Here is a 12,464-nt window from a genome sequence, read left to right as displayed (position 1 = left end):
TTGCGGATGATTTCCGCGATCTCCGGGCTGCTGCCGCACAGCATCTGGAAATCCGCCGAGTGCAGCGACAGGAGTGAGACCGCCGTTGCGGCGCTGACGGTCGCCATACGCGGTTCGCCGCTGATCAGCGCTATCTCGCCGAAGAAGGCGCCAGGGGGCATTCGCTGAGACAGGAGTAGAGGTCTCGTTAGGGTGGGGGAGCGGACCTTCCATCGATCTGCTCTGTTTCCACACTGGTTGCTGGTTGACATACACGCGCTTTATGATTGCTGTTTAAAGCTCTGGTCGGGCCCGTTGCCCGAGCGGCTGGTTGTGCGGGAGGGACTCTATGGCCCAGCAGGAGCAGTGGCAGCTGGAAGGCAGCGCCGCGGAACTCTACGAGCGTTACTTGGTCCCGGCAATTACCGCCCTGTGGGCCGCCGACCTAGTGGATCGTGCTGCGCCTCAATCTGGTGAGCGGGTTCTGGACCTCGCCTGCGGCACCGGCGTGGTGGCACGCGTCGCGGCCGAGCGTATGGGAGGGGGGCAGGTCGTCGGCCTCGACATCAATACGGGCATGCTTGCCGTTGCTCGATCGCTCCCGACAGGCGCTGGACCGCGTATTGACTGGTGCGAGGGAAGCGCGCTCGAAATGCCGTTCACTGACTCCACCTTCGATCTCGTTCTTTGCCAGCTCGGACTGCAGTTTTTCCCGGACCGATCGGGTGCGCTACGTGAAATGTTCCGGGTGCTGGTGCCTAACGGCCGACTGGCCTTAAGCGTTTTCAGCGCTATTGACCACACTCCTGCGGCGAAGGCTCTGGCAGATGCCTTGGACCGACATCTCGGTCCAGGCGCTTCGGCAACCAAACGGTCCGAGCATTCACTCGCCGATGCTGACGAGCTTTACCGACTGGTGGCTGGCACGGGCTTTCGCCATGTGACCGTCCACACGATTACCCAGAACATCCGATTCCCCTCGACAAAGGAATACGTGCGACTACAGCTAGCAGCAACTCCCCAGGCTGGACTGGTGAGCGGAATGGATGCCGGACATCGCGACGCAGTAATCACAGCGATCACGGGTGATCTAAGTTCCTCGCCGGCAATCTATTCAAGTGGAGGGGAGTTGACGTTCCCCCAAGAGGCTCACGTCCTGGTCGCTCGCAGATAGCAGCTGTCGTTGCGGCGCGAGCATCGCTAAGACGCTCGGTTCCTCCCGACGGTCGGGATCGACCGCACGCGATGCAATCGCTAAGCTGCGGGCGGCAAATCCCCGCGTCTCGATCGCCCTCGTCGTAGTCTATGACCGGTTCGGGTCAGGAGCGCTGGTTGCGCTCGACGTCGGGTTTCGGGAAGGAGAAACGGCCCAGGAAGGGCAGCAATGGGTGGGGGGAAAGGTGCCGTTGGCTCATCTGCCAGAACGAGCAGGTCGCGCCAGCTCCCGACATTGCCGGCCAGCCTCGCAAGTGTCGTGATACGATCCGTTGACGACCCTAGTCGCCGCAGACTTCTGCGTCAAAAAACAAGCTTCGGAACCTGACCTTCAGAACAACAATTCGGGAGTGCTACGGAGTGAAATTCATTCGCCACATTGGCTCCGGCCACATCGAAGCCGCCCAAGTTTCAAGACGTTGAGCACCGTTAGAACGCGCATCTGAAAGATCCTGTCGGTCTCGCCGCTGTGGTCGTCCCATGGCACGGATGAGACGACCACTGTTTGCCGCGGCGCCCGAGACGGCTCGCGATACGCGTGAGCCGCAGATGCTTTTTCCGTGCTATGATGGGCTTGCAATCTTGACCTCGGCAATATGGCAGAGGCCGAACGCTGTTTGCTCTGGCGCGGGAGTTTGCGCCCAGCACGGGCCCAACCCGAAATGTAGTGTTGCTGCCTTTTGCCGACTGAGCTTGGGCGAGGAGTTTGTCCATGTCCATGTGTAGTGTTGACCGCCCACTGCAGCCGGGCGACCCTGCGCCCAATATAGTGCTCGATGCTATCTCGCGCGAAGGCAAGATTGCGCTCAATGATTTTCGAGGCCGTAGCCCGTTGTTGATCGGCTTGTTTCGCGGTCTGCACTGTCCGTTCTGCCGCCGTCACGTCGCGGCCATGGCGCAACTCAATCCGGCTCTGCGTGAGAAAGGCGTCGAATGCCTGGCAGTGGTCAATACGCCGGTCGAACGGGCACGGCTCTATTTCCGCTACCACCCGATGCCCTACCTTCTCGCCGCGTCCGACCCGGAGCGGGCCTCGCATCGTGCTTTCGGCTTGCGCGAGGTCGGGATGGACACGGTCACGGCGATACGGATTGACCTTCCGGGCGAGTTGCCAGAACCTATGGACGTGATGGCAATGAACGAGTTACTCAACAAGAAGGAAGGATATGAGATTACGGAAGCCGATCAGCAGATGATGGCTTCCGGCCAGGGGCAGCTTGTCGGTCAGTTCCTAATCGACCGGGAGGGCATCGTGCGCTGGAGCTTCACTGAAGTTCTGGAGGTTGGTCTCCAAACGTTCAGGGCGCCGAAGCCCGAGGAACTGATATCGGTAGCGTCCCAAGTCGCACATCAATAGGCTGCCGAAAAATTCGCTCGACGACCGCGCCCTGTAACGATTCTATGGGTTTGAGGCCATGATCAAGGTGCTCAAGCGCGGCGGCCCGGGTCTGCCCGTAAGCTTCGTAGCGGTTCCATTCAACGGGCGGATGCTAGAGTGAGCCAGCCTCAGCGCATAGGCTAGGCGACGTCCCTCCGCAATCACGTGGTTTCCGACAGGCGCGCAGTACGGCGATTTTCCACCCGATCAAGGCCTTCCGGCAGCGTGCTTGCAACGGCTGGATAGGGTCACTGTTACGCCTTCAGGCAGCACCCGGCGACGACCAGAGACGATGTGGGTTTCGGGTGGAAATTAATGTAGCAAACCATCAGGAGATTGTGCCCACCGGCCGCCGCCACCTCCAGCGCCCGCTTGGCGCTCTCCTGGCCTTGATGTCGGCAAGGTCCGGCAGGTCGCGATCAGGCTGGCGACGATCTTGGGTCGCGATGATGCACCATTGCGGTCTGGAACTGCGCATCTAGTATGGTCAGGCCGTCGGTGATGCGCCGCGCCGCTCGAGCGCGGTCTTGCGGATGATTTCCGCGATCTCCGGGCTGCTGCCGCACAGCATCTGGAAATCCGCCGAGTGCAGCGACAGGAGCGAGACCGCCGTTGCGGCGCTGACGGTCGCCATACGCGGTTCGCCGCTGATCAGCGCTATCTCGCCGAAGAAGGCGCCAGGACCAAGCTCCACCGGGTTCGGCGTCGCGACGCTGACGCGCCCCTCCACGACGAAGAACATCTGATCACCGGGCTCGCCAATGCGGCAGATCACGGCGCCCGCCGGCACGGTGCGAGGTCTTAACGCGCGCACGATCTCGACCAGCACGGCCGGGCCGAGCTTCTGAAACAACGGTACGGCCGCGACCAATTGCCAATTACGGACGAAATCCCCGCGACGGACTTCTTGATAGAAGCCGGTGGCAAGAATGCCAGCCCAGAGCGCGAAGATGCCGATGCCGCTCATCATGACCAGCCCGGCAAGGACGCGGCCGGCGAAGCTTTGCGGAATAGCGTCGCCATAGCCGGTGGTGGACAGCGTAGCCACCGCCCACCACATTGCCAGGGGGATGCTGCCGAACTTTTCCGGCTGGATGTCGCGCTCGATGACATAGGCCGCGAGCGCGACACCGAACAGAACGACGCCGAAGAGCGTGGTGACGCCGATCAGATTGCGCGCTTCGTTGGCCAGCACCCTGCCCAGCACCGGGAAGAAAGTCGAGTCGCGCAGCGGTTTCAGCAGCCAGACAGCACAGTAGAGGCTCCGGTCGGGCGTGCCGACGAGCAGAAATGCGGCGAGTGGAACCAAGACCGCGAGCACATCGATGGCGATTGCCGGCGTCCTGTTCCGTACGTCTCCCGCCCGGCGCTTGAGCAGCGTCGCGGCCAGTTGCAGGAGATAGGCGCCCCAAATGACCGCGAGCACGGCAGCCAGAGCCAGTCTGCTTCGTTCGGACATGTCCGGTATCGTGAGCGCAGCCACCGCCAGAAGCCCAGGCGCAGCCAGCACCGCGTTGGGCGGCGCGTAGATTCTTAAGGAACGCAGTACCGACATTCTATGCCCACGAGCGGCTACCATGCTCCAAAATAGAATGCCTTCAAGGCAAGCGCAAAGGTGCTTGCTGTCGCTGCGATGTGCATCATCAACGGTGAACTCAAATGTCCGGGATTGCTTCGTGACCAGGCGTGACCAGACAGGCTACAACCGACGAGAATGACCTAAGTCTGCCTGCGCAACCTGCGCTCGCGGGCGACATCTGCCAGGTACATTGTCGGGTCCTGTTCGTTTCTCTGCGCGAGGGCGTTGGCGATGTCGCAGGTGTTCAGGCCGATGTCCAGGAGCTCGCGAGTGCTCATCGACGCGAGGACAGCGAGCTGCTTTCGTTGTACCCAGAAGCGCGGCAGCCACAGAACGGCGGCGACTGTTCCGTGCAGAAGCGCAAAAAGGCAACGGACAGCACGGCTCTCCTTGCGTCCGGTCGCTGCACTGTAGGGAAATTCGATGGTGGCCATGGTTATCTCTCCTCTCAAGCCGCTTTTCTGAGCGGCAGGTGGAGACTAGGCGAGCTTGTGGCGCCAGGCCTGATATCCAGCCGAAACATTTCCGAAATCGAGATGAAATTGGATCGAATATCTCGACGGCCCGTAGCTGCGAATTTCCTAATATGCGGGGCTACGCTATTGTAAGGCGCGCTTCTAGGGAGACGCCGTTTGAGAGAAGCCGACCATCCGGACAAGGCCGTCATCCGGCTTGGCGCATATGCTCTTGACCGGGAGCGGGGTCTCATTTTGAACGACGGCAGGCCTGTCGATGTCCGCGCGAGGACGTTTTCGCTGTTGGTCTTTCTCGTTGAGCACGCAAACCGCGTGGTCAGCCGAGATGAGATATTTGAGGTCGTGTGGAAAGGTCTTGTCGTAACTGACGACGCATTGACGCAGACGATCCGCGACCTTCGAAACGTTCTTGGCGACGAGCGGGCAACCCTCATCAAGACGGTCGCAAAGCGCGGCTACATGTTAACGCTTCAATCGCAGGACCAAGCGAACGGTCGCGGTAATGATGGAGACAGCGCAGAACCTCTAGCAAGGTCGCAAAACTTCGGGGAACAAGGTCTCCCGTCGGAAGCTCGGCTCGATTTGCTTCTAACGCCCCAGGTCGATGCGGATCTGCTCGGTGAACGATCGTTGCGGCGCGCGTTCGACTTATTGGTGGATGAAAGCAGATCGACAGTGCCTCTTGTGGGGTCGGCCCAATCGGCCGAAGCGCAGTCGGCCCGCATCTCGGGGCGCGACAGGCCCGCGGTCGCGGTGCTGCCGTTCGCGCTCGAGGATATTGCTTCCCCGCACCTATATGTTTTGAGGGACGGGTTGCTGCGGGACATCATCCGCGATGTTGCCCGACTGCGAACCGTCTTCGTCATCGCCGCGAACTCGCTGCAGGCTTTGTCGGCGGTCGGCCTGAGCAGGCTGGAGGCCGCCCGGCTGCTTCGCTGCGACTATGTCTGCGCCGGCAACATCACGCTCGACGGATCGATCCTTCGGGTCGATGTCGAGTTGATCGCGGCCGACGACGGCCATGTGCTTTTTTCCGAAATATTCTCGAAGCCTCTCGCATCCATCTCGCAGTTCGGACAGAGTCTGGCTGACGAGATCGCCACGCTGGTAGCTGGCGAGGTCAATCTCGCTGAGCGCAATATAGCAGTCCGGCGACCTATTCATGAGTTGGACGCATGGCAGGCCTATCATCGCGGCCTGTGGCACATGCACATGTTCACCGGTCAGGACAATACGGTCGCCGAGAATCTGTTCAAGGCGGCGATCCACCTCGACCCGCACTTTGCACCTCCTTATGCGAGTCTCTCGTTCACACATTTTTTGAAAGCGTATCTGTTTGATCCGTCGCATCTCTCCGAGGAAGGCCGGATCGCTCACGATCTTGCGGCCCGCGCGGTGGAGATCGATCCACACGACCCCGCCGCACATTGCGCTCTCGGGCGCGCCCTCTGGATCATCGGTGCGCGCGAGGAAGCCATCGAGGCTCTGGAGTACGCGACCGTCCTCAGTCCTTCATATGCTTTTGGGCATTACTCGCGTGCCTTCATTCAAGCTCACTCTGGGGATGCCGAGACGGCCATTCAGGCAGCCGATCATGCAAGAGAACTCTCGCCATTCGACCCCTTCCTCGCTCCTAACCAAGCGGTGCGCGCCGTTTCCCTGCTGCGACTCGGAAGAGCCGACGAGGCTGCTGCCTGGGCCTTGCGCGCAACGCTCCATCGCAACGCTCACGCCCATGTGAGGCGTGTTGCGGTCTTGGCGCTGACCGCAGCCGGCCGGACCGAAGAGGCGAAACAATTGGCTCAACTGGTCAACAGTGAAAGCCCGGAAAACGGAAACGAGTTGTTCATTCGGGCAAACAGAATGCGATCCGATGACCAGAAGTTGCTACGCGATCTGGGCCAGCAAAGCGGGCTGCTCTAAGCGCGGCGAGGCGATCTTGGCGGACCGATCCGGGTGCCTTAGGCCCGCTTCCCCTCCACGCAATCCCAGAACAGGGCGGCAATATCCGCCCCGCCAAAGCGCTGCACCTCGCGAATGCCGGTCGGCGAGGTCACGTTGATCTCGGTCATCCAGTCGCCGATCACGTCGATGCCGACCAGGATGAAGCCGCGTTCCCTCAGCGCCGGTCCGATGCGGGCGCAGATCTCGCGTTCGCGCTTCGTCAGCTCGGTCTTCTCGGCGCGGCCGCCGACATGCATGTTGGAGCGCGAATCGTGCTCGGCCGGCACGCGGTTGATGGCGCCCACCGGCTCGCCGTCGATCAGGATGATGCGCTTGTCGCCCTTGCGCACGTCCTTGAGATAGCGCTGCACGATATAAGGCTCGCGGAACAACTGGCCGAACATCTCGAGCAGCGAGGCGAGGTTGCGGTCGGCCTCGTGCAGGTGGAATATGCCGGCGCCGCCATTGCCGTAGAGCGGCTTGACGATGATGTCGCCGAACTCCCTGCGGAAGGCGGCAACCTCTTGGGGATCCTTGGTGATCAGCGTCTCCGGCATCAGGTCCGGAAACTCGGTGACGAAAATCTTTTCGGGGCTGTTGCGCACCCAGGCCGGGTCGTTGACCACCAGCGTCTTCGGATGGATGCGCTCCAGAATGTGGGTGGTGGTGATATAGTTCATGTCGAAGGGCGGGTCCTGCCTGAGCAGCACCACGTCCATCTCCGCAAGATCGGTGCGCACCGGCTCGCCCAGCGAATAGTGGTTGCCCTTCTCGTCGCGCACCTGCATCGCCTCGACGCGCGCGAACACCTTGCCGTCGCGCATCGACAGCCGGTCGGGTGTGTAGTGGAAGAGCTTGTGGCCGCGCCGCTGCGCCTCCAGCGACAGCGCGAAAGAGGTGTCGCCGGCGATCGACACGGTCGAGACATGGTCCATCTGGACGGCGATTTTCAGCGGCATTTTCGGTCTCCGAACTCTGCCGTCGATATAAGGAACTCGGCGGCGTCTGCCAATCGTGCTTGCTTGGTGCAGAAGCTCAGCGGTCGAAGACCAGCCGGGAATAGCCGAGGAAGGACAGCGCCATCGCAACCAGCGAGGCGATCGCCAGCGCCGCCAGCGGCGGCACGGAAGGCAGCGCGAACAGGATGGCGCAGTAGACGAGATAGTTGACGACGCTGGTGGCGATGCCGACGCCGCCGTAGCGCGCGCCCTCTCGCGCCATGCCCCGGCTCGACGGCGAGAAGGTCAGGTGGCGGTTGATCTGCCAGGTGACGCAGAGCGCGAAGCAGATCGAAAGCACGCGCGCGATCAACGGTCCGAGCGGCGTGACCGAAAGCAGCAGCCAGAGCGCTGCCGCGTCGGCGACGAAGCCGATGCCGCCGGCAAGGACGAAGCGGGCAAGCCTGCCCATCAGGCCGCCCGCGAGGGCTTGCCCGGCTCGCTCTTCAGGGGCGCCTGCCCGCCGGCGCGGCGCTCGATGCGGCCGGACGGGATCGAAAGATAGAAGATGCGCTTCTGTTCGGCGCGGCCGCGCGACACCGAATCGAGGATCAGCCCGGTTACGGCCGCCAGCATGGACAACAGCAGCAAGCCGACCGACAGCACCCAGGTCGGCAAGCGCGGCACCAGTCCCGTCTCGGCGAATTCGATCAGCACCGGTATCATCAGGCCGATGCTGGCCGCCAGGAAGAACAGGGCAAAGGTGCCGAAGAAACGCAGCGGCTGCGTTTCCTTCATCAGCATGGCGAACATCCATAGGATCCTGGCGCCGTCACGAAAGGTCGACAGCTTCGACGACGAGCCTTCGGGGCGGCGGCCGTAATCGAGCGCCATCTCGCTCACCGGCAGCTTGAGCTGCGAGGCGTGGACCGACATTTCGGTCTCGATCTCGAAGCCGCCGGAAACCGCCGGGAAACTCTTGACGAAGCGCCGCGAAAAGACCCGGTAACCGGAAAAGATGTCGGTGAAGTCGGCGCCGAACAGGCCCTTGTAGAGTCGGTTGAAGAGGCGGTTGCCGAAGGCATGGCCGGAGCGGCCGGCGTCGTCGGTCACGCCGCGCCTGGTGCCGACCACCATGTCGCAGCGCTCGGTCAAAAGCGTGTTGATCAGTTGCGGCGCATCTTCCGGCGCATAGGTGCCGTCGCCGTCGGCCATCACATAGATGTCGGCGTCGATGTCGGCGAACATGCGGCGCACCACATTGCCCTTGCCCTGGCGCGGTTCTCGCACGACGATCGCGCCGGCGGAGCGGGCCCTGAGCGCCGTCAGATCCTTCGAATTGTTGTCGTAGACATAGATCGCCGCGGAAGGCAGCGTGTCGCGGAAGCGCCGCACGACCTCGCCGATGGTCAGTTCTTCATTGTAGCACGGCAGGAGCACGGCAATCGCCGGCTCGTTGCGGACTTCATGCGGCATGTCTGTCTCCGGCGCCCGGCCCATGCCCATCGGTCGCGCCAATGCTGGCCCCGATGCCGGCGTCTCCGGGCCGCTTTACTATTTATTGAAGCCGTTAAGGCTAGGTTTAAGCCCTCTACCTCCGAAGGTTTCGACGATGGGCACAGCCGAGGACGGCGTCGCCACCCGGAAGCACGATTTCATGCTGGCGTTGCTTGCAACGCTGGCTGCGTTCGCGTTCAGCGCATGGATGGGCTTCGGCGCGCTGGCCGATGTCGACAATGACAATCTGCTGCGGCTGGTCGAGGTCCGCGATCTGCTCAACGGCCAGGGCTGGTTCGATCTGCACCAGTACAGGATGGGCCTGGAAGGCGGCTTCGTCATGCACTGGTCCCGGCTGGTCGACGCGCCGATCGCCGCCATCATTCTGGCCGCTTCGGCGCTGACCAGCAGCACGCCCCTTGCCGAGAAGATCGCGCAGGTGCTCTGGCCGGCGCTGCTGTTTTGCTCGACGCTGTTCTTCACTGCCCGCGCGGCGCGCATGTTCGCCGGCCGGGGCGCGGTGGTGCCCGCGATCCTGATCGGCGCCGCCGCCTATTATTTCCTCGGCATCTATTCGCCCGGCGCGCTCGACCATCACAATGTCCAGCTGATGCTGACCATGGCGAGCCTCGCATTGCTGCTCGAGGCCCCGGCGCATCGGGCAGCCGCGTTTGTTTCCGGCCTCTGCGCCGCGCTGACGCTCGCCGTCGGCATGGAAACCGTGCCCTATGTCGCCACCATCGGCGTCTGCGTGGCGCTGCTTTTCATGGTCGACGAGAGCGGCGAGCGCGCGATCGCCAGGGATTTCGGACTGGGCTTCGCCGGTGTCTCGACGCTTGTCTTCCTGGCCACCATCCCGGCCTCGGCATGGGGCGAGGCGCGATGCGACGCCTTCTCGACGGTGCAGTTCGTCGCCGCCGCCATCGCCGGTATCGGGCTCTCGGCTGTTGCCACGAGCGGGCTCGCCGCTCGCGGCCGGCGGCATCGTCTGGCGTCGCTCGCCGTGTTGGCGGCGGCCATCGGGCTGGTCATGCTGGCGCTGTTCCCGCAATGCCTGACGGCGCCCTATGCCAGCCTCGACCCGCGTCTCAAGCAATTGTGGCTGGATCACATCACGGAAGCCCAGTCGCTGTTTGCGCTGGTTGTCGACAAGCCTGCGCTCGTGGCGGCGCGCTATGGGACGCCGCTGGTGGCGATTTTTCTGATGGCGCTGCGTCTGGGCCGTGGCGGGTGGCGCCGGCAGGACAGCCTTGTCGGCGCGCTGCTCGTCGTCGCCTTCGGCGTTGCGGTCTGGCAGGTGCGCGGCTCGACATTCTCGATCGCCTTTGGCGTGATCCCGCTGTCCGCCTGGATCGCGAAATGGCGCGCGCGGGCCGAAACCAATTCCTCGCTGGCAGTGGCTCTGCGCCTTGGTGCGGTCTGGCTTGTATCGATCAATCCGGTTTGGATAGGCGCCGCCGCGGCGACCTCGATAGCATTGGAAAAAAACACCTCTGCCGCGGACGAAAGCAGCACCGACAAGGGTTGCGAGAAGACGGCCAGCTTCGCGGCGTTCGGCCGCATGCCTGAAACCAGCGTGCTGGCGACGTCCAATCTGGGGTCGCCGATCCTGGCCTTTTCGGGGCATCGGGTCTTTGCCGGTCCCTACCACCGCAATGTCGCCGGCAATCTTCTGGTGCTGGACGCGTTTCTCGGCACGCCGGACGCGGCACGCAAAATCGTGGAGGCGCATCGCGTCGGCCTGGTGGCGGTCTGCCGCGGCAGCGGCGAAAACGCCATGCTGGCCAAAAGGGCGCCGCGCGGCTTCCTTTCCGGCCTGCTCCAGGGCAGTGTTCCGGACTGGCTGGAGCCGGTCGCCGAGACGAAAGGCAGCCCGATCGAGCTCTATCGCGTCAGGCAAGCCGGCTAATGCATGTCGCCCAAACGTGCGCAGCGGTTTTGGGGCAACGACATGCACCAAAACAAAGGCTTGAAGTGCGTCGCCTGATCCGTTTCAGCGCCACGTGCTTTAAGGGCCGTGCGGACTTTTGAGGCCATTGAAAAATCGATTTTTCCGATACCTTTCCTAAACGCTTTGCTGCCAGTCTGAAGATAAATACCGCCATCACAACAGGGACATGATGCAAACGACGTTTGGCACCGGGCAGCCAGGCAGGGAAAACTCGGATCTGGCCTTCACCGATCCGCTGACCGGGCTTGGCAACCATCGTCGCTTCTTCGACAAGGTCGATCGCCTGATCAGCGATCGCGCCGACGATCCCGCGCCCTTCACCGTCGGCATCCTCGATCTGGACGGCTTCAAGCCGATCAACGACCTGTTCGGTCACAAGGCCGGCGACGACATCCTGATCCAGGTGGCGATGCGCCTGCGCGCCTCGATGGACGGCTATTCCACCGTCTGCCGTATCGGCGCCGACGAGTTCGCCTATCTCTATCCGATGGTGTTCAGCGAGGAGCAGGCGGCCGAGAAGTCGCGCATGCTGATCGAGATCCTGTCGGCGCCCTACGACGTCGGCGAGCGCACCGCGAGATTGTCGGCCTCGGTCGGCTGCTCGCTGTTCTATTCCGGCGACGAGACCACCGAGATCCTGATCAACAAGGCCGAGACCGCGCTCTACCACGCCAAGCGTTCGGGCCGCGGCCGCGTCGTCGTCTACACCCGCGAGATGGAGGAGGCCGCCAAGCGCGTCACCCGTATCGAGCAGGCGCTGCGCCGCGCCGTCTCGGCGGGCGAGGTCGAGCCGCATTTCCAGCCGATCGTCGATCTCAACAGTCGCCGCACCATCGGCTTCGAGACGCTGGCCCGCTGGACCGATCGTGATCTCGGCACGGTGCCGCCGAGTGTCTTCATTCCCATCGCCGAGGAGCGCGGCATCATCGGTCCGCTGTCGCAGCTCGTCCTGCGCAAGGCGACCGAGGCTGCCCGCAACTGGCCGAAGGACCTGTTCCTGTCCTTCAATCTGTCGCCGTCGCAGCTCGTCGACCAGAACACCGGCCTGCATATCCTGGCGATCCTCGACCGCACCGGCTTCGATCCGAGCCGGCTGGAGATCGAGATCACCGAAACCGGCTTGATGACCGATCCGGCTTCGGCCGAAAAGATCGTCGGAGACCTGCGTCGCGTCGGCATCCGCGTCTCGCTCGACGATTTCGGCACCGGCCAGTCGTCGCTCGGACGCCTGCGCGAATTCCATTTCGACAAGCTGAAGATCGACCGCGCCTTCGTCTCCTCCATTCTCGACGACCGGCCGTCGGAGCACATCATCCGCGCCATTCTCGCCATGTGCGAAGGGCTCGGCATGGATGTGGTCGCCGAAGGCATCGAAGAGGAAGCGCAGGCCGACCGCCTCGTCCAGTTCGGCTGCGCCGGCGGCCAGGGCTATCTGTTCGGCAAGCCGGCCGATGCCGACGCCACGCTGGGCTACCTGCGCGACTCCTATCGCGGCGCGCTGCACGCC

General features: G+C 63.0%; 11 protein-coding genes and 1 pseudogene. 5 read left to right on the top strand and 7 right to left on the bottom strand.

What is annotated here, in order from left to right:
- Window positions 1–155: pseudogene (locus EOA38_RS07440) on the bottom strand (cyclic nucleotide-binding domain-containing protein); the annotation flags it as partial.
- 173 nt (window positions 156–328) lie between these two features.
- Here EOA38_RS07440 and EOA38_RS07435 point away from each other — a divergent pair.
- Both EOA38_RS07435 and EOA38_RS07430 read left to right on the top strand, forming a co-directional pair.
- A complete protein-coding gene (locus tag EOA38_RS07435) occupies window positions 329–1,153 on the top strand; it encodes a methyltransferase domain-containing protein (protein ID WP_127298843.1) in 825 nt (274 codons plus the stop codon).
- Window positions 1,154–1,906: 753 nt separating this feature from the next.
- Complete coding sequence (locus tag EOA38_RS07430) at window positions 1,907–2,551, top strand: peroxiredoxin-like family protein (protein ID WP_126090966.1); 645 nt, start codon at window positions 1,907–1,909, stop codon at window positions 2,549–2,551.
- A 275-nt stretch (window positions 2,552–2,826) separates the two neighbouring features.
- On the opposite strand, the gene EOA38_RS40255 is transcribed toward EOA38_RS07430, so the two are convergent.
- The 3 genes from EOA38_RS40255 to EOA38_RS07415 form a co-directional block, all read right to left on the bottom strand.
- Complete coding sequence (locus EOA38_RS40255) at window positions 2,827–2,937, bottom strand: ATP-binding protein (RefSeq protein ID WP_245464938.1); 111 nt, start codon at window positions 2,935–2,937, stop codon at window positions 2,827–2,829.
- A 122-nt stretch (window positions 2,938–3,059) separates the two neighbouring features.
- Window positions 3,060–4,127 (bottom strand): cyclic nucleotide-gated potassium channel, encoded by a 1,068-nt coding sequence (locus tag EOA38_RS07420; protein WP_127298842.1) that lies wholly within the window; start codon window positions 4,125–4,127, stop codon window positions 3,060–3,062.
- A gap of 164 nt (window positions 4,128–4,291) precedes the next feature.
- On the bottom strand, window positions 4,292–4,585 hold the full coding sequence (locus EOA38_RS07415) for a DUF1127 domain-containing protein (RefSeq protein ID WP_127298841.1): 294 nt from the start codon (window positions 4,583–4,585) through the stop codon (window positions 4,292–4,294).
- A 198-nt stretch (window positions 4,586–4,783) separates the two neighbouring features.
- Between EOA38_RS07415 and EOA38_RS07410 the strand changes: the two genes are divergently transcribed.
- Window positions 4,784–6,550 (top strand): winged helix-turn-helix domain-containing protein, encoded by a 1,767-nt coding sequence (locus EOA38_RS07410; RefSeq protein WP_127298840.1) that lies wholly within the window; start codon window positions 4,784–4,786, stop codon window positions 6,548–6,550.
- A gap of 38 nt (window positions 6,551–6,588) precedes the next feature.
- Here EOA38_RS07410 and gshB read toward each other — a convergent pair whose 3' ends face one another.
- The 3 genes from gshB to EOA38_RS07395 all read right to left on the bottom strand — a co-directional run bounded on the left by gshB (window position 6,589) and on the right by EOA38_RS07395 (window position 8,985).
- Entirely contained in the window at window positions 6,589–7,530 is a 942-nt protein-coding gene (gene gshB, locus EOA38_RS07405; protein ID WP_127298839.1) for a glutathione synthase, read from the bottom strand.
- A 76-nt stretch (window positions 7,531–7,606) separates the two neighbouring features.
- Entirely contained in the window at window positions 7,607–7,981 is a 375-nt protein-coding gene (locus EOA38_RS07400) for a GtrA family protein (protein WP_127298838.1), read from the bottom strand.
- Entirely contained in the window at window positions 7,981–8,985 is a 1,005-nt protein-coding gene (locus EOA38_RS07395) for a glycosyltransferase (protein WP_127298837.1), read from the bottom strand. Before EOA38_RS07395 ends, EOA38_RS07400 begins: the two co-directional genes overlap by 1 nt.
- Window positions 8,986–9,121: 136 nt before the next feature.
- Here EOA38_RS07395 and EOA38_RS07390 point away from each other — a divergent pair, with 136 nt between their 5' ends.
- On the top strand, window positions 9,122–10,915 hold the full coding sequence (locus EOA38_RS07390) for a GtrA family protein (protein WP_127298836.1): 1,794 nt from the start codon (window positions 9,122–9,124) through the stop codon (window positions 10,913–10,915).
- 211 nt (window positions 10,916–11,126) lie between these two features.
- The coding region (locus EOA38_RS07385) for an EAL domain-containing protein (RefSeq protein WP_127298835.1) at window positions 11,127–12,464 on the top strand (1,338 nt) is incomplete at its 3' end.

This window comes from Mesorhizobium sp. M1E.F.Ca.ET.041.01.1.1, assembly GCF_003997355.1.
In the GTDB taxonomy this organism is placed as follows: domain Bacteria; phylum Pseudomonadota; class Alphaproteobacteria; order Rhizobiales; family Rhizobiaceae; genus Mesorhizobium.
This window is presented reverse-complemented; position numbering and strand designations above follow the sequence as displayed.